The following is a 16,938-nucleotide window of genomic DNA, read 5'->3' as shown; positions in this document are numbered from 1 at the left end:
GATCAGAAATAATAAGCGCGGCTCAGCCCCTGAGCCGCGCCCGGAACGGCATGATTAGCCGACACGGTAGTTGGGTGCTTCCTTGGTGATGGTCACGTCATGAACGTGGCTCTCACGCATACCCGCGTTGGTGATACGTACGAATTGTGGCCGGGTACGCATCTCTTCCATGGTGGCGCTACCGGTGTAGCCCATGGAGGCCCGCAAACCACCCATCAACTGATGCACGATGTTGCGCATTGGCCCCTTGCAGGCGACCCGGCCCTCAATGCCTTCCGGTACCAGTTTTTCAATACCCTTGGTGGCATCCTGGAAATAACGGTCACTGGACCCCTGCCCCATGGCGCCAATAGAGCCCATGCCCCGGTAGGCCTTGTAGCTGCGCCCCTGGAACAGCTCAACCTCACCCGGAGCCTCATCGGTACCCGCAAGCAGGCTGCCGATCATGACGCTGTGAGCGCCAGCAGCAATCGCCTTGGCAATGTCACCGGAGAAACGCACACCGCCATCAGCAATCAGCGGCACACCGCGTTCCTTCAGGGCAGCGGCAACGTTGGAAACCGCGGAAATCTGTGGAACGCCGATGCCAGCAACAATACGCGTGGTGCAGATGGAGCCGGGGCCGATGCCTACTTTCACGGCATCCGCGCCAGCATCCGCCAGCGCAATAGCCGCGTCGGCGGTGGCGATGTTACCACCGACAACCTGAACCTCGGGGAACTTCTCCTTGACCCAGCGCACGCGATCAATCACGCCCTTGGAGTGACCGTGGGCAGTATCAACCACAATCACATCCACGCCCGCTTCCGCCAGCGCCGTGATACGTGCCTCGGTATCACCACCAGTGCTCACGGCAGCCCCGACACGCAGACGTCCCTGCTCATCCTTGCACGCCAACGGGTAATCCTTGGCTTTCTGGATATCCTTGACGGTAATCAGACCCTTGAGCTGGAAGTCATCATTCACCACCAGTACCTTCTCAATGCGATGGCGATGCAGCAATTCCTTGACGTCATCAAGGCTTGCCCCTTCCTTGACGGTCACCAGCTTCTCCTTCGGCGTCATGATGTCTGACACCGGCGTGTCCATGCGGCTCTCAAACCGGATATCCCGGCCGGTGACAATGCCGACCAGGTCACGACCGTCAACCACCGGCAGACCGGAAATGTTATTGGCCGTGGTGATATCCACCAACTCACGCACGGTGGTTCCCGGAGTCACGGTGATAGGGTCTTTCACCACACCACTTTCAAATTTCTTGACCTTGCGAACGGCGGCCGCCTGTTGCTCGACGGTCATGTTTTTGTGCATGATGCCGATGCCGCCTTCCTGAGCCATGGCGATGGCCAGCTCGGCCTCGGTCACCGTATCCATTGCTGACGACACCAATGGAACATTCAGGGTAATGCCTTTGGTCAGCTGGGTCTTCAGGCTGACCTCGTGGGGAAGAACTTCCGAAAATCCTGGGATCAGCAGAACATCGTCAAATGTGAGGGCTTCTTCGGCAATTCGCAGCATTGGGATCCGCCTTTTGAACATGCTAAGTTGGGAATTCACCTGCCGCGCCCGGCATGGCGTGACAAAGCAAATACCTTAATCGGACTATTATAAATGGGCGTGGGTGGACAGTAAACCAGCGCAGTTTGAACCTTCGATTGCATCTTTTTGAAATTCCGCTATTTTTGCCCTTCACTTTTCGGCTATTGCGTATATTGAAGCAGGGAGTCACACATTGAACAGCCCCTTTCAGGATTCCCGTCCCCGGGCATTGAGTGTCAGCGAACTGAACCACCAGGCCAAACACCTGCTGGAAACCAGCTTTATGCAGGTCTGGGTGGAAGGCGAATTGTCGGGATTTTCACGCCCGTCGTCCGGGCACTGGTATTTTTCCCTGAAGGATCGCAAATGCCAGGTCCGCTGCGCCATGTTCAGAGGCTCCAACCAGCGTATCCGCGAGTTACCGAAAGAAGGTGACCAGATACGAATCCGCGGCAAGGTGACCCTGTACGAAAACCGGGGCGACTTCCAGATCATCGTCGAACATCTTGAGCCAGCCGGCCTCGGAGCACTGCAGCAGGCCTTCGAGGAACTGAAGAGAAAGCTGCAACTGGAAGGGCTGTTTGATGCCACCCGCAAGAAACCCATACCTGCGGTCCCGCGTCACATTGGCGTTGTCACCTCGCCCACCGGCGCGGCTATTCATGACATTCTGACGGTTCTGGCGCGGCGATGCCCGGCTATCCCCGTCACGCTCTACCCCACAGCCGTTCAGGGCAAGGCGGCCACAGCCGATATTGTCCGCGCCATCCAACAGGCCCAGGCCCATGGCGTGGCCGATGTGCTGGTCATCGGTCGCGGCGGCGGGTCGCTTGAGGACCTGTGGTGCTTCAATGAAGAATCCGTTGCCCGGGCAATCGCGGACTGCAGCATCCCGACGGTCAGCGCGGTCGGCCATGAGGTCGACGTCACCATTGCGGATTTCGTGGCGGATCTCAGGGCGCCCACGCCCTCCGCCGCCGCAGAGAAAATCTCGCCGGACCAGCGGGAGTGGAGCCGGCGGGTGGATGAGACACAGGCCCGACTCGCCAACGCCATCCGGCGGTCACTGCAACGCCTGGACACCCAGATGACGCATCTGACCGCCCGGCTTCGCGACCCCCGGCGAGAGCTGATGGATAAAGCCCAGCGCATGGACGAACTGGACATGCGCCTGGGCAAGGCCATGGCAGGGATACTCGGGCAGCAGGAGCTGCGAATGAATCATCTGAAGCAGCGGCTACTGATGCAATCCCCGAGTCGTCACCTGGACCATGGCCGGGACCGCCTGGAGCGGATGCGGGACAAGCTCCACGACGCCATCCGCCAGCGCCTCGATCGTCATCACGACAAGCTGAGCCACACCAGCCAGACCCTGCACGTGGTCAGCCCCCTGGCCACGCTGGGGCGCGGCTATGCCATTACCCGCCGTGAACGCGACGGCGCCATTATCCGGGATGCCAGCGAGGTCGCTAAAGGCGAATCCATCACCACCCGCCTGGCCAAAGGTGACCTCACCGCAACCGTGACCGAGGTCCACTCGCCCAATGAACCGGCTGACTAAGCCTATGGTCTAGTAGTCCTTCCCCTCAAAGCGCCTACAGTTGTGGTTAGTATCCAAAAACAACAACAGGATCATGAGGTAGATGGTATGGACTATAACTCTGAATTCAGGCGCTCGATCGACAAGCCTGAAGAGTTCTGGCGAGAACAGGCCGCAAACATCGACTGGTTCAAGTCACCCAACACCATCTGGCAGGCAACCGACAATGGTCATGGCGAGTGGTTTCCCGATGGTGAACTCAACACCAGCGATGTTGCCCTGGATGCCAACATCCGTGCCGGCCGCGGGGATCAGACCGCGCTCATTTACGACTCCCCCGTCACCAACACCCGGAAATCCTACACCTACCAGGAACTCACCGACGAAGTTGCCAGGTTTGCCGGCGCCCTGAAAGACCGCGGCATCGTTAAGGGCGACCGGGTTATCATCTACATGCCGATGATTCCGGAAGCGGTTATCGCCATGCTCGGCTGCGCACGTATCGGCGCCATTCACTCCGTGGTGTTTGGCGGATTTGCCGCCCATGAACTGGCCGTTCGCATCGACGACGCCCATCCCAAGGCGATCATTACAGCCTCCTGCGGCATTGAAATCTCCAGGGTGATCGAATACAAACCGCTGGTGGACAAGGCCATCAACCAGGCCAGCCACAAACCGGAATTCTGCATCCTGTACCAGCGCCCCCAGGCAAAAGCGTCCCTCGAGGCGGGACGGGATTACGACTGGAACGATCTGATGGCCAGCGCCCAGGCGGTCTCCCCCGTTGCCGTCAGGTCTACGGACCCGCTTTACATTCTCTATACCTCCGGCACCACCGGCAAACCCAAGGGGGTGGTGAGGGACAATGGCGGGCACGCCGTGGCACTGCGCTACAGTATGAAGCTGGTGTACGACGCGAAACCCGGCGATGTGTACTGGGCCGCATCGGACGTAGGTTGGGTGGTCGGCCACAGCTACATTGTCTACGGCCCCCTGTTTGCCGGCTGCACCACCATTCTCTACGAGGGCAAGCCGGTCAGGACGCCGGATGCCGGCGCGTTCTGGCGAGTGGTCCAGGACCATAAAGTGAACATGCTGTTTACCGCGCCAACCGCCTTTCGCGCCGTACGCAAGGAGGATCCCGAAGCCGATCAGCTGTCACGATACGACATCAGCTCATTGAAACGGCTGTTCCTCGCTGGCGAGCGCCTGGATCCCGCCACTTACGAGTGGCTGCGTGAACAGACCGGCTTGCCGGTGCTGGACCACTGGTGGCAGACCGAAACCGGCTGGGCTATTTGCTGCAATCCCGTCGGCATCGAAATGATGGCCACCAAGCCCGGCTCCGCCACGGTCCCCTCCCCCGGCTTCAATGTCCAGGTGGTGGATATGGAGGGCAATCAGGTTCCTGCGGAAGAGCAGGGACAGATCGCCGTCAAGCTACCACTGCCCCCAGGCTGCATGATGACTGTCTGGGGTGACGACGCCCGCTTCCGTAAAACCTACCTTGAGCCGATCAAGGGTTTTTACAGCTCCGGGGACGGCGGCTTCGTCGACGACGACGGCTATGTGTTTATCATGGGGCGGACCGATGATGTCATCAATGTGGCAGGTCACCGCCTGTCGACCGGGGAAATGGAGGAAGTGGTCGCCTCTCACCCCGCCGTTGCCGAATGCTGCGTGGTCGGCGCCCAGGACGAAATGAAAGGGCAGGTTCCCGTCGGCCTGGTTCTGGTCAAGGATGGCGCCACCATTGACCACGATGAACTGGAAGAGGAACTGGTGGAAATGGTGCGAGAGAAGATTGGCGCCATTGCCTGTTTCCGTCGGGCGCTGGTCGTTGAACGCCTGCCCAAAACCCGGTCCGGCAAGATACTCCGGCGGGTGATCCGACAGATTGCGGATGGGAAAGAGTACTCCGTGCCCAGCACCATTGACGATCCAGCCATTCTTGAAGAAATCAGCCAGCACTTCCGCGGCTGACCGAAACCCTGCCCGCAACGAACACCCTGGTCGGTTTCCGGCCGGGGCATTCGGTGACGATTTAATGACAAGCCGTTGTTTTTGCTGCCTTAAAAACCTTAATAAAAGTCATCAAAAAGCGTTGACGACCCCGAAAGTCGGTCTATACTGAAATTGCTGTGAAAATACAGTGGTATTTGGTGAATGCGCTCCAACGTCCTGCCGCAGTGCTCTTCGTTGTCCTTTCTTCAGTACGCTCGGATTTCTCAGCACCGGTTTCATCCCAGAAAACCGAAGGTCCCGTGAGGGCAAAATTTCAGGAATACAGGAAAGATCAATGTCTGATACAAAAACCGGCCACGTTAAGTGGTTTAACGAGTCCAAGGGCTTTGGCTTTATCGCTCAGGACGGTGGCAGTGACGTGTTTGTTCACTACAGTGCAATCAATGCCAGCGGTTTCCGTACCCTGACCGAAGGTCAGCAGGTACAGTTCACCGTGACACAGGGCCCGAAAGGTCCCCAGGCGGAAAACGTAACCCCGGTCTGAGGTTGCGGATCCGCCCCTTGCCCCTCACGGGCAATGGCAACAACCAGGCGTAAAAAAGAGCCGGCACATGCCGGCTTTTTTTATTGGGCGCCAGGGGTTTGGTCAGGCCCCGGCGGACTCCACCGCCTCTGCCGCTGCGGTATCAGCCGGGACACCAACAACCTGGGCCACCGCCGAGAACAGCGCCTGAAGGGTGGCCGAAGTGGTATCCTCCGCCAGTGCCGCCGCACTGCAATGGGCGCCGTTGGCGGTCAACCGGATGCAGGCCAGGGCATTGGCATTGGTCCCTTCGCCCAGGGCAAATTCATCGTATGCCTCAACAGCTATGCTCACTCCGTACCGCCCCTCCAGGGCCGCTGACACCGCTTCCACTGCGCCGAGACCACGACCTTCCAGCCGAACCGGGTGACTGCCCTCCCCCATGTTAACGACAGCCATCACACCGTCTTCGTCGCGGTGCAGGTCGTAAGAAGTCAAGGCCCAGGACTGATGCACCTTAAGGTATCGCTCTTCAAACAGGCGGTGAATGGTCACGGAGTCAATTTCACCGCCATTGACCTCGGCTTCCCCCTGAACCACTTTACTGAATTCAATCTGCAACCAGCGTGGCAGGGTGATCTTATAATCACGCTCCAACACATAGGCGACACCACCTTTACCGGACTGGCTGTTGATACGAACCACTTCCTCATAGCGGCGACCCAGATCCCGGGGATCAATGGGCAGGTAGGCAACGTTCCAGACATCGCCATCCTTGCGCCTGGAGAGACATTTACGAATGGCGTCCTGATGGCTGCCGGAAAACGCCGTAAAGACCAACTCACCTGCGTAGGGATGGCGCGGATGGGTCGAAATCTCGGTACAGGCCTCAACAACCTCGGTAATCTCCGCCATGCCGGACAGATCCAGTGTCGGATCAATGCCCTGGGAATACAGGTTCATGGCCATGGTGACCAGATCCATATTACCGGTGCGCTCACCGTTCCCCATCAGCGTGCCTTCCACCCGGTCAGCACCGGCCATGACCGCCAATTCGGCGGCCGCTACTCCGCAGCCACGGTCATTGTGGGTGTGGACGCTGATGCTGATGTGCTCGCGGTAACGGACCCGATCACAAATCCACTCTATCTGGTCGGCAAACACGTTGGGTGTTGCCATTTCCACCGTAGCAGGCAGGTTGATAATTACCGGCTGACCCTGATCCGGACGCCATACATCATTGACGGCATCAACCACTTCGGCAGCAAAGTCCAGCTCGGTGCCAGTGAAGCTTTCCGGCGAGTACTGGAAGGTCCAGTCGGTTTCCGGATGGCGTGCGGCAATGTCCTTCACCACGCGGGCGCCATTCACAGCAATATCCCGAATGCCGTCACGGTCAAGACCGAACACCTGTTCACGCTGTACCGTGGATGTGGAGTTGTAGACGTGGACAATGGCCTGCTTCGCGCCCTGCAGGGCCTCGTAGGTGCGTTCGATGAGCTCCGGGCGGGCCTGCGTCAACACCTGAATCTTCACATCCGACGGGATGCGATCCTCTTCAATCAACTTGCGGCAAAAATCAAAATCCGGCTGGCTGGCCGCCGGAAAACCGATTTCGATTTCCTTGAATCCCAGCTTCACCAACAAATCGAACAGACGCTGCTTCTGGGCAACCGACATGGGCTTAACCAGAGCCTGATTGCCATCACGAAGATCCACCGCACACCAGGTGGGTGCTTTTTCAATCACACGATCCGGCCAGCGACGGTCTTTCTTGGCAACCGGCGTGAAAGCAACATACTTGCGATGATCAAATGCCATGACGTCTATTCCTTGCGCTGTTCTGGGGACAATCTATGTATGGTGTACAGACTAACCGGAAATCCGGGACAAATGATTGCTTTTTTTCACATCTGATCTACTATTTTAATCGTTTCTGCCCACATAAATAGATATGACGCAATATTATGCCGAGCTCAACCGAATCTCTCGTTAAAATCGACAAAACTGATCGCAGAATCCTGGAACAGTTGCAGCAGGACGGCTCCCTCACTAACCAGGAACTTGCGGACAAGGTGGGGCTGTCACCCTCCCCCTGTTTGCGGCGGGTGAGGGCCATGGAAGACGCTGGCATCATTGTGCGTAAAGTGACCGTTCTGGATCACAAAAAACTGGGACTGTCGCTGACCGCCATCATCCTGATTGGCATGGATCGCCACACTCCGGAGCGATTCGCGGCTTTTGAAGAGCAGGTGGCGGAGTACCCGGAAGTTCAGGAATGCTATCTGATTACCGGCCAGGATGCCGACTATATGCTGAAAGTCGTGGTGCCCGATATGGACCACTATCACCACTTTCTTCTCAACCGCATCACCCGTATTCAGGGGGTCAGCGGTGTTCACTCCAGTTTCGTTCTGCGCCGGGTGATCGACAGCACAGCGCTCCCGCTGGGCTACTTATCCTGATACCGGGCAAGGATTAACACACGAGCTCCCGCAAATAAGCCCCCACCATACACTTGAGCTCATCAACCATAGGCCGCGCCTGGTCCTCCGGCAATGTGGCTGCAAGCCGCAAAACGGAGCCGGCGGACCTGGGCACCACCAGGCAGGCATTCCAGCGCCGATCGTCGGGAATGTGGGGGTACTCCTCGCTCAACCGGGCATCCAGGTCCCCGGCATTACTATACAGCTCCCGGAGATCCAGCTCGCGCAATTCCGGCATGGCCTCCACGCCACTCCAGATCGCCGAGTAAGCGGGCTCGGTCCTGTAAAACTCATAAAAGAGATCAATCAATACATCCGCCGCATCCACCAGATTGACCATGCCCAGTCGCTCCCGCAGTGCGGTTTCCATTTTCTCGACATGACGCTCCGCAATCGCCTTTACAATCGCGGCCTTGTTCGGAAAATAACGATACAGGGAGGCCAGCGACATACCGGATTGCCGTGCGATGGCCGACATGCTGGTGCTGTCCACACCCATCTCATGGAAAATCGCGGCGGCGTGCTCAAGGATGGTATTAACGCGTTCACGACTCCGGGCCTGGACCGGTTTCCGGCGCGGGGTGACACTAACGGATACGGCTGTGTTGTCTGCAGTCATATGGCCACTCGATCTGTACCTTGTGTGACAGGCTCCGTACAATAACCACCACTTTACGACAAATAAAGGTCCAGACGTGCCATATCTGGCCTGTCCATTAGTCTAAGAACCTTCACAACCTCAGACGGAAGACACAATGCGAGCAAGCCGTTTCCTGATTGCTACCCTGAAAGAAACACCCGCGGACGCCGAAGTTATCAGCCACCAGTTGATGCTCCGGGCCGGTATGATCCGCAAACTTGCCTCGGGCCTCTATACCTGGCTGCCGATGGGCCTGCGTACTCTGCGCAAAGTTGAGCGTATCGTGCGGGAGGAAATGGACAAGAGTGGTGCCCAGGAAGTGTTAATGCCAGCTGTGCAACCGGCGGAGTTGTGGCAGGAGTCAGGCCGCTGGGAGCAGTACGGCGGTGAGCTGCTGCGGATGAATGATCGCCACGGGCGAGACTTTTGCTATGGCCCGACCCATGAGGAGGTCATTACCGACCTGATCCGGAACGAGCTGAAGAGCTATAAGGAACTGCCGTCCAACTTCTATCAGATCCAGACCAAGTTCCGGGATGAGCGCCGTCCGCGCTTCGGTGTGATGCGGGCCCGGGAGTTCATCATGAAGGATGCCTATTCCTTCCATCTGAATGCCGAATCCCTGAACGAAACCTATCAGGTCATGCACCGCACCTATTGTGCCATTTTTGACCGCCTCGGCCTGGACTACCGTCCGGTACAGGCGGACTCCGGCGCCATTGGCGGCAGTGCCTCCCACGAGTTTCACGTGCTGGCATCGTCGGGCGAAGACGACATTGTCTTCAGCACCGACAGTGATTACGCCGCGAACATCGAGAAAGCCGAAGCTGTCGCACCTGCCGGTGATCGCCCTGCCCCGTCGGAAGAGCTGAAAGAAGTCTCAACGCCGGGCCAGCGTACGATCGACATGCTTGCGCAATTCCTTGGCGTTGACGCCTCCCGTACCGTGAAAACCCTGCTGGTCAAAGGCGAGGAAGACGAGAACGGCGAGTCTGGCCCCGTCGCGCTGATCCTCCGTGGCGATCACACGCTGAACGAGATCAAGGCGGAGAACCTGGCCGGCATTGCCGAGCCCCTGACCATGGCCACCGACGAGGAAATCGAGAAAGCGGTTGGCTGCAAGCCCGGCTCCATTGGGCCGGTCAAGCTGCCAGTGCCGGTCATCGTTGACCGCAGTGCCGCGCACCTGGCGGACTTTGTCTGCGGCGCTAACAAGGAAGATTTCCATCTGACCGGCGTGAACTGGGGCCGCGACGCGGAACTCTCCCGTGTTGAAGACCTCAGGAACGTGGTGGAAGGCGATGCAAGTCCTGACGGCAAAGGCACCCTGGAAATCCGTCGCGGCATCGAAGTGGGTCATATTTTCAAGCTGGGCAACAAATACAGCACGGCCATGAACGCCACGGTACTGGATGAAAACGGCAAGCACGTGATTGTGGAGATGGGCTGCTATGGTATCGGTGTTTCCAGGATTGTGGCCGCTTCCATCGAGCAAAACCACGATGACAGGGGTATTATCTGGCCCGAAGCGATCGCGCCCTTTGAGGTCGCCGTGGTCACACTGAATGCCCATAAATCGCCGACAGTAGCGGAAGCCGGGGAAAAGCTGTATGACCAGCTCCGCCAGGCCGGGTTTGATGTTCTTCTGGATGACCGCAAAGAACGCCCGGGCGTCAAGTTCGCTGATATGGAACTGATTGGCATCCCCCACCGCTTCGTGGTCTCTGACCGCGGCCTGGAGGCAGGCACGCTGGAGTACAAGGGGCGTCGCGATGCCGACAAACTGGACGTCGCCCTGGACGAGGCCCTGCCATTCCTGATCAGCGCTTCGCCACGCAACGGGCTCTGAGACAGGTATCAGGCCGGCGCGCTGGGGTCACTGCCCCAGTGCGCACTCCGGCGGAATGACGCCGGGCTCCATTTCCAGTGTTACACCAAACCGAGCCAGGACATCCTCTCGGATACGGTCCGCCAGCGCGAGTACATCCGATCCGCACCCCCCGGAATGGTTGATCAGCACCAGTGCCTGACGATTATGGACCCCGACCCGACCATTACGGAATCCTTTCCAGCCACATTGATCAATGAGCCAGGCCGCCGCCAGTTTTGCGCTGCCGTTACCCGGGTAGCCAGGAATGTCTGGATACGCCGCCTTTAACGCTTCCCAGACACTCATCTCCACCACCGGGTTTTTGAAAAAACTGCCGGCATTGGGGATCTGCTCGGGATCGGGAAGTTTGCGACGCCTGACCGCCATCACCGCCTCGGCCACGTCAAGCGGACTCAGGGTTGAAGCATCCTCGTCGTCAAAATAATTGGCCAGGTCGGCATACTCCAGGGAAAGAGGCCTAGAGCGGGAGAGCCTGAGACGCAGCTCAGTGATGACATAGCGCCCGGGGCGATGCTTGAACAGGCTATCCCGGTAGCCAAATTCGCATTCTTCGTTGGCCAGCACCACCCACTCACCAGTATCCCGATCAAGGGCGGTAACACTGACCAGGGTGTCTTTCAGTTCCACGCCGTAGGCACCGATGTTCTGCACTGGCGCTGCGCCAGCCGTGCCGGGTATCAATGCCAGATTCTCTATGCCACAGTATCCTGCCGATGCGGCATAAAGCACCGACTCATGCCAGTTTTCGCCGGCCCCCAGCACCAGGACAGCCGAATCGTCTTCAACCTGCTCCCAATGACGACCGGCAATCGACATGCGCAACACCAGGCCGTCAAAATCACCAGCGAACACCAGGTTACTGCCACCGCCGAGAATCAGCGTGGCCAGATTTCTCCGGGCAGCCTCGTCCAGCAGAGACCTGAGTTCCTCGCCGGATCTGGCTTCCGCGAACCAGCGGGCGCTGGCCTGCACCGCCAGGCTGTTCATGGCCGCCAGGCTGACGTTTTCATCAAGCTCCGGTGAAAGGCTCAAGCCTGGTGCCTCCGTATCGCGTCCAGAAGCCCCTCGCTGGCGTCTTCGATCAGATCCAGCACAATTTCAAAACCTTGGTCCCCGCCATAATAGGGGTCGGGTACTTCGTCATGGTCACTACGGCCATAGCTCAGGAACAGCTCGGGTTCGGTGCCGCCATTCTGACGCCATATATCCCGCACATCCGCGAGGTTCTGCCGATCCATCACCAGAATGTAATCGAAACGCTCAAGATCGCTGGCATGGAACTGGCGGGCACGCAGACAGGAAATATCGATACCGCGCTGAAGGGCTTTTTGCCGGGCACGGCCATCCGGCGCGTTGCCGACATGCCAGTCCCCGGTGCCACAGGAATCAATATGAATCATGTCTTCCAGGCCCGCATTGCGGACAACGTGGCGGAATACGCCCTCGGCGCTGGGAGAGCGACAGATATTGCCAAGGCAGACAAACAGAACATTGACCGGTTTCTGCTCACTCATGCGCCTCTTGCCTCCGTTTCCATCCAACGCCTCAGCCGTTCGAGATCCGCGTCAGTATCCACCCCCGCCGGAGGCACCTGGCACGCTTCTTCAACATGAATGCGGGCGCCGTTATACAAAGCTCTCAGTTGCTCCAGCGATTCGGTCATCTCCGTAGGAGCAGGCGCCCATCGAACAAAGTCAGTCAATAACTGAACCCGGTAGCCGTAGATGCCAATATGACGGTAGTAATCCACATCCTCCGGAAGGTCAGCGTCTCCCAATGGCAAGCTTCCGTCACGCCAGGCATCCCGGGCCCAGGGTATGGGCGCACGGCTGAAATAGTGAGCCATGCCCTGATGGTCCGCCACCACCTTCACCACGTTCGGGTTCAAAACACTGGAGATATCGGTAATTTTTTCGCACAGGGTGGCGATGGCTGCGCGAGGAAAGCGCTCCAGGTTATTCGCAACCTGATTGATCAGGGCCGGCGGAATCAGCGGTTCGTCGCCTTGTACGTTAACCACCCGTTCATCGGGCGCAAAACCAAGCACACGAGCTACTTCCTCCAACCGGTCGGTACCACTGGCATGGTCGAGCGACGTCATCACCACTTCCGCCCCGAAACCAAGGCACACGGACTCGATACGCTCGTCGTCAGTGGCAATGACCACTCGGCCGGCTTCGCTTTCCCCGGCACGTTCGTAGACATGCTGGATCATCGGCTTGCCTGCAATATCAGCCAATGGTTTTCCAGGCAGACGTGTAGAGGCATAACGGGCGGGGATCACCACAGTAAAAGACATGAAACTTACCTATCAGCGCTTATCAAGGCGCTCGTCAGTGGACAGCGTTCGGGCTTCCGTTGCCAGCATGACCGGGATACCTTCGCGGATCGGAAACGCCATGGCGTCCTGATAGCAGACCAGTTCGGTTTTCTCCTGGTTCAGCTTCAGATCACCTTTACAAACCGGGCAAGCCAGCATGGCCAGCAATTTCTTATCCATTTTACGTTCTCACAGATTCATGAATAGTCAGGGAGCCGCTGCATTCCCGCACACGGGCCAGAAACGCATCGATAAATGCCTCAGGCAATTGTGCCTTTACCGACAACACCCAGGTATTGTCCGGTGCAAACTCCCGGCATTTTACCGCATCTTTGGCGGTCATCAGCAGCCAGGCATTATCATCGACCGGAAGATCCGACGCGCGGAACTTGTGGTGGTCGGCAAAGGCTGTCGCTGAAACCCGGGCCCCGAGTGACTCCAGTGTAGCGAAAAAACGCCGGGGATTACCGATACCCGCAATGGCATGCACCGGTTTGTCCCGCAGGCTGTCCAGCGGAGCCGTTTCGCCGGAACTGAGATTGCGCAAGGCTGCCGGCTCCAGCGTCATGGGAAATTGGGCAGGATGCTCGATCTCCTCCAGCATACCGCCGTTGGTCACCACAAAGTCGACACCCGACAGCCGATCCAGAGGTTCCCTCAGGGGGCCTACGGGAATTCCGGCCCCGTTACCGATGCCTCTTTCGGCATCGAAAACCGCCAACTCGATATCACGTGGCAACCGGTAATGCTGCAGGCCATCGTCACAAATCAGGATATCGCCAAGCTGCTGCTCAAGGGCCCACAGGGCACCGCGCTTTCTCTCGGGATCGACAACCACGGGGCAACCGGTTTCCAGCGCCAGCATGACCGGCTCATCGCCCGCCACCTCGGCGCGGGTCGTCTGATCAACTTGCAGGGGATAATGACCGGAGCGGCCACCGTATCCCCGGCTCAGGATCACCGGTCGCCAGCCATGTTCTTTCAGCAGTGAGACAAGCCGGGCCGTCAGCGGGGATTTACCGGTACCACCGGCCGTGATGTTGCCGACGACCACAACCGGCGCCGGCAACACCTCATCTTTCGCCTGCCAGGCTTTTCGCCGCCGGCTCTCGGCGACCATGCGATACAACCATGCCAACGGGTATAACGGCCACAATGGTCGGCCACGGCCATACCAGAGCCTGTCCGTCAGCGTGGTCATGCCTGCTCGCTGAACTGCATCTGGTGCAACTGGGCATAGGCTCCGCCGATGGCCAGCAGTTCGTCGTGGCGACCGGACTCAACGATCTGCCCTGCTTCCATGACCAGAATCCGGTCCGCTTTCTCAATCGTTGACAGTCGATGGGCAATGACCAGCGTGGTCCTGCCCTGCATCACGGTTTCCAGTGCTTCCTGGATGTGACGTTCGGATTCCGTGTCCAGGGCCGATGTCGCCTCATCCAGGATCAGGATCGGGGCGTTTTTCAGCAACGCCCTGGCAATCGCGAGGCGCTGCCGCTGCCCTCCGGAAAGCATCACACCGTTGTCGCCGATCATGGTGTCCAGGCCTGCCGGCATACGGTCAATGAATTCCAGGGCGTGAGCCTTGGCGGCAGCGTCCCGGATTTCCTCACGGGTGCAATGGCGCAGGGCTCCATAGGCAATATTGGCGGCGATGGTGTCGTTGAACAACACCACGTTCTGCGTGACCAGAGCGATCTGGGCACGCAGCGCCTGCAGGCTGAATTCCTTGAGGGAATGGCCATCTATGCGGATATCGCCGCCGGTGTATTCGTAGAACCTGGGTAACAGGCTGACCATGGTGGACTTGCCACTGCCCGAGCGGCCTACCAGCGCCACGCTCTGTCCTGCGGGAATGTCCACGGAGATGCCGCGGAGCACATCATCCAATTGGTCCCGGTAGCGGAAGGAGACGTCGTCAAAGGTGATATCACCGTTCACCCGTGTCGGGCTGTAGGTGCCGTCGTCCTGCTCGGGCTCTTCATCCATGGTGCCAAACACGTCGTGGGCCGCAGCCACCCCTTTCTGGATCTTGGCGTGGACAGACGTCACCTGGCGAATCGGCTTGGCCATGGTAGTGGCAGCGGTGATAAAGGCGATGAGCTCACCGGTGCTCATCTCACCACGAATTTCCGGCGCCAGCATGGTCCACACCAGCGCGGCAATAGCCACCGCCACCAGTACCTGAATAACCGGTATGCTGATGGCCTGGGTGGACGCCATTTTCAGGCTCTGCTTCAGGTTGCGCTCACTGACGTCGCGGAAACGCTCACGTTCGAAGTCTTCCCCGCCAAAGGTCCGTACCACGCGATATCCGGAGATGGATTCGGACGCCACATGGGTAATATCCCCCATGGACCCCTGAATCCGTTTACTGATCTTGCGGAAGCGCTTGCTCGCGTAACTGACCACCAGCCCGATGATAGGTCCGACCGCCAGGAACACCACGGTCAGTTTCCAGTTGGTGTACAGCATGAAACCGAGCAGGCCCAGTATGGTGAGCCCCTCACGCAGGGTGATCGTCACCGCATTGGTAGTTGCTTCCGCCACCTGCTCGACATTAAAGGTCAGCTTGGATACCAGACGGCCGGAGGCGTTGTCGTCAAAATAACGGGATGGCAGGGTCATCAGCCGGTCGAATACCTGGTTCCTCAGGGCATTGATGACCTGACGGCCAACGTAGCTGATGAAATACTGGCTCAGGAATGTCCCCATGCCCCGAAAGGCAAACACGCCAACGATCAGCAGCGTGAGCAGGATCCGGTTCTGTTCCGTGGGATTCTCAATGGCCAGGATCACGTATTCCATGGCAGCCGCCATGCCCGTGGAGGCGGCGGCATAGATCACGTTCCCCAGCACGGCCAGCGAGAACGCCAGCCAGAAGGGTTTGACGTAGGCCAGCAAGCGCTTGTAGGTCGCCCAGTTGGACGCTTCCTGTGGCTCGCTGGCGTCAGTGTTGGCGGTTTCACTCACTGCCCGTCAGCCTCCCGCTCAGTGGTAATGCTCAGCTTGGCAAATCCCAGGCGGCCAGCCACGTCCATTGCCCTGACGACAAACTCATGGGGTGTCCGGGCATCGGCCGTAATCACGTAAGGCAACGAGTTATCACCTTCCGAGAGTTCCCGCACGGCCCGTTCCAGGGTTTCCCGACGATTGTTGACGAGCGTTCGGTCATTAAGGATGTACTGCCCCTCGGCATTGATCACCACGTCGATTTCCCGCACCTCAGTTTCTGCGCGGGCATCGGCACTGGCCGAAGGCAATTCCACCTCAAGGTGGCTTTCGCGAGTAAAGGTGGTGGAAACCATAAAGAAGATCAGCAGCAGGAACACCACGTCAATCAATGGCGTCAGGTCTACTCCGACCTCCTGACTTCTCTGGCGCTTGAACTTCACGGCGTTCAGGCTCCTTCCACATCGATTTCACGGTCGCCATGGACCACTTCCACCAACTTGATGGCTTCCTGTTCCATGCCCACCACCAGTTCATCAACACGGCGGATGAAATAGCGGTGGCCAATCAACGCCGGAATAGCCACACTCAGCCCCGCAGCAGTGGTAATCAGAGCCTCTGAGATGCCGCCCGCAAGATTGCCCGCGTTACCAACGCCGGCCAGCTGGATCTCTGCAAACACCTTGATCATGCCGATCACGGTACCCAATAGCCCCAGCAACGGCGTAATGGTAGCAACAGTGCCCAGAGGATTGAGGAAACGTTCCAGATCATGAATGACCTGACTGGCCTCATGCTCAATGCTTTCCTTCATGATTTCGCGGCCATGCTTGGCGTTCATCAGCCCGCCCGCGAGAATCCGGCCAAGCGGAGAGGAACCCTGCAACGCCTTGAGCTTGCGGCCATTCAGCTCTTTTTTCTTGATCCAGCGCCAGAGTTCGTTAATGGTCTGGGGAGGCGCTACCCTTGAGGGTCGCAACGTCCAGAAACGTTCAAGGATTATGGCAAGTGCCAGAATGGAACAGGCTACAATTGGCACCATCAGAATGCCACCGGCTTTCAACAGCTCGAACACGCTTGGT

16 protein-coding genes are annotated in these 16,938 nt (G+C 58.4%); 5 read left to right on the top strand and 11 right to left on the bottom strand.

The window, feature by feature from the left end:
- Window positions 1–54 precede the first annotated feature (54 nt).
- Window positions 55–1,518: an IMP dehydrogenase gene (guaB, locus tag ACQUWM_RS02260; protein ID WP_407000308.1), complete on the bottom strand. Its 1,464-nt coding sequence runs from the start codon at window positions 1,516–1,518 to the stop codon at window positions 55–57.
- A gap of 214 nt (window positions 1,519–1,732) precedes the next feature.
- Here guaB and xseA point away from each other — a divergent pair, with 214 nt between their 5' ends.
- The 3 genes from xseA to ACQUWM_RS02245 all read left to right on the top strand — a co-directional run bounded on the left by xseA (window position 1,733) and on the right by ACQUWM_RS02245 (window position 5,588).
- The gene (gene xseA / locus ACQUWM_RS02255) at window positions 1,733–3,100 is read left to right on the top strand and encodes an exodeoxyribonuclease VII large subunit (protein ID WP_407000307.1); all 1,368 of its coding nucleotides are present in this window, start codon (window positions 1,733–1,735) and stop codon (window positions 3,098–3,100) included.
- 42 nt (window positions 3,101–3,142) lie between these two features.
- Complete coding sequence (locus tag ACQUWM_RS02250; protein ID WP_407000306.1) at window positions 3,143–5,062, top strand: propionyl-CoA synthetase; 1,920 nt, start codon at window positions 3,143–3,145, stop codon at window positions 5,060–5,062.
- A 316-nt stretch (window positions 5,063–5,378) separates the two neighbouring features.
- Window positions 5,379–5,588 (top strand): cold-shock protein, encoded by a 210-nt coding sequence (locus ACQUWM_RS02245; RefSeq protein ID WP_008169155.1) that lies wholly within the window; start codon window positions 5,379–5,381, stop codon window positions 5,586–5,588.
- A 102-nt stretch (window positions 5,589–5,690) separates the two neighbouring features.
- Here the strand turns inward: ACQUWM_RS02245 and leuA are convergent, their stop codons facing one another.
- Window positions 5,691–7,388, bottom strand: coding sequence for a 2-isopropylmalate synthase (leuA, locus tag ACQUWM_RS02240; protein WP_428921037.1), 1,698 nt, complete (start codon window positions 7,386–7,388; stop codon window positions 5,691–5,693).
- Window positions 7,389–7,534: 146 nt separating this feature from the next.
- Here leuA and ACQUWM_RS02235 point away from each other — a divergent pair, with 146 nt between their 5' ends.
- Window positions 7,535–8,032, top strand: coding sequence for an Lrp/AsnC family transcriptional regulator (locus ACQUWM_RS02235; RefSeq protein WP_407000304.1), 498 nt, complete (start codon window positions 7,535–7,537; stop codon window positions 8,030–8,032).
- Window positions 8,033–8,045: 13 nt separating this feature from the next.
- On the opposite strand, the gene ACQUWM_RS02230 is transcribed toward ACQUWM_RS02235, so the two are convergent.
- Window positions 8,046–8,672 (bottom strand): TetR/AcrR family transcriptional regulator, encoded by a 627-nt coding sequence (locus ACQUWM_RS02230; RefSeq protein ID WP_407000303.1) that lies wholly within the window; start codon window positions 8,670–8,672, stop codon window positions 8,046–8,048.
- A 136-nt stretch (window positions 8,673–8,808) separates the two neighbouring features.
- On the opposite strand from ACQUWM_RS02230, the gene ACQUWM_RS02225 reads away from it, so the two are divergent.
- Window positions 8,809–10,542, top strand: a complete 1,734-nt coding sequence (locus ACQUWM_RS02225; protein WP_428921036.1) for a proline--tRNA ligase — start codon at window positions 8,809–8,811, stop codon at window positions 10,540–10,542.
- A 27-nt stretch (window positions 10,543–10,569) separates the two neighbouring features.
- Here ACQUWM_RS02225 and murB read toward each other — a convergent pair whose 3' ends face one another.
- The 8 genes from murB to ACQUWM_RS02185 are packed head-to-tail and all read right to left on the bottom strand — an operon-like array spanning window position 10,570 to window position 16,931.
- Entirely contained in the window at window positions 10,570–11,616 is a 1,047-nt protein-coding gene (murB, locus tag ACQUWM_RS02220) for a UDP-N-acetylmuramate dehydrogenase (protein ID WP_407000301.1), read from the bottom strand.
- On the bottom strand, window positions 11,613–12,098 hold the full coding sequence (locus ACQUWM_RS02215; RefSeq protein WP_428921035.1) for a low molecular weight protein-tyrosine-phosphatase: 486 nt from the start codon (window positions 12,096–12,098) through the stop codon (window positions 11,613–11,615). The genes murB and ACQUWM_RS02215 overlap by 4 nt, the downstream gene beginning before the upstream one ends.
- Window positions 12,095–12,883 carry a 3-deoxy-manno-octulosonate cytidylyltransferase gene (gene kdsB / locus ACQUWM_RS02210; protein ID WP_407000299.1) on the bottom strand — a complete coding sequence of 263 codons (789 nt, stop codon included), beginning with the start codon at window positions 12,881–12,883 and terminating at the stop codon, window positions 12,095–12,097. Before kdsB ends, ACQUWM_RS02215 begins: the two co-directional genes overlap by 4 nt.
- 12 nt (window positions 12,884–12,895) lie before the next feature.
- Window positions 12,896–13,084, bottom strand: a complete 189-nt coding sequence (locus tag ACQUWM_RS02205; RefSeq protein ID WP_406985052.1) for a Trm112 family protein — start codon at window positions 13,082–13,084, stop codon at window positions 12,896–12,898.
- Between the two features lies 1 nt (window position 13,085).
- On the bottom strand, window positions 13,086–14,105 hold the full coding sequence (gene lpxK / locus ACQUWM_RS02200; RefSeq protein WP_428921034.1) for a tetraacyldisaccharide 4'-kinase: 1,020 nt from the start codon (window positions 14,103–14,105) through the stop codon (window positions 13,086–13,088).
- Window positions 14,102–15,877 (bottom strand): lipid A export permease/ATP-binding protein MsbA, encoded by a 1,776-nt coding sequence (gene msbA / locus ACQUWM_RS02195; RefSeq protein ID WP_428921033.1) that lies wholly within the window; start codon window positions 15,875–15,877, stop codon window positions 14,102–14,104. Before msbA ends, lpxK begins: the two co-directional genes overlap by 4 nt.
- A complete protein-coding gene (locus ACQUWM_RS02190) occupies window positions 15,874–16,299 on the bottom strand; it encodes an ExbD/TolR family protein (RefSeq protein ID WP_407000295.1) in 426 nt (141 codons plus the stop codon). Before ACQUWM_RS02190 ends, msbA begins: the two co-directional genes overlap by 4 nt.
- Before the next feature lie 5 nt (window positions 16,300–16,304).
- Entirely contained in the window at window positions 16,305–16,931 is a 627-nt protein-coding gene (locus ACQUWM_RS02185) for a MotA/TolQ/ExbB proton channel family protein (RefSeq protein WP_127332786.1), read from the bottom strand.
- Between the last annotated feature and the right edge of the window lie 7 nt (window positions 16,932–16,938).

Origin of the sequence: Marinobacter sp. DUT-3, from assembly GCF_050379435.1 — a bacterium.
Lineage (GTDB): Bacteria > Pseudomonadota > Gammaproteobacteria > Pseudomonadales > Oleiphilaceae > Marinobacter.
This window is presented reverse-complemented; position numbering and strand designations above follow the sequence as displayed.

What these genes read in the sequence shown, in the direction of transcription:
- guaB (WP_407000308.1), bottom strand. Translation starts at nt 1,518, where the DNA reads ATGCTGCGAATTGCCGAAGAAGCCCTCACATTTGACGATGTTCTGCTG.
- ACQUWM_RS02245 (WP_008169155.1), top strand. Translation starts at nt 5,379, where the DNA reads ATGTCTGATACAAAAACCGGCCACGTTAAGTGGTTTAACGAGTCCAAG.
- leuA (WP_428921037.1), bottom strand. Translation starts at nt 7,388, where the DNA reads ATGGCATTTGATCATCGCAAGTATGTTGCTTTCACGCCGGTTGCCAAG.
- ACQUWM_RS02235 (WP_407000304.1), top strand. Translation starts at nt 7,535, where the DNA reads ATGCCGAGCTCAACCGAATCTCTCGTTAAAATCGACAAAACTGATCGC.
- ACQUWM_RS02230 (WP_407000303.1), bottom strand. Translation starts at nt 8,672, where the DNA reads ATGACTGCAGACAACACAGCCGTATCCGTTAGTGTCACCCCGCGCCGG.
- ACQUWM_RS02225 (WP_428921036.1), top strand. Translation starts at nt 8,809, where the DNA reads ATGCGAGCAAGCCGTTTCCTGATTGCTACCCTGAAAGAAACACCCGCG.
- ACQUWM_RS02215 (WP_428921035.1), bottom strand. Translation starts at nt 12,098, where the DNA reads ATGAGTGAGCAGAAACCGGTCAATGTTCTGTTTGTCTGCCTTGGCAAT.
- kdsB (WP_407000299.1), bottom strand. Translation starts at nt 12,883, where the DNA reads ATGTCTTTTACTGTGGTGATCCCCGCCCGTTATGCCTCTACACGTCTG.
- ACQUWM_RS02205 (WP_406985052.1), bottom strand. Translation starts at nt 13,084, where the DNA reads ATGGATAAGAAATTGCTGGCCATGCTGGCTTGCCCGGTTTGTAAAGGT.
- lpxK (WP_428921034.1), bottom strand. Translation starts at nt 14,105, where the DNA reads ATGACCACGCTGACGGACAGGCTCTGGTATGGCCGTGGCCGACCATTG.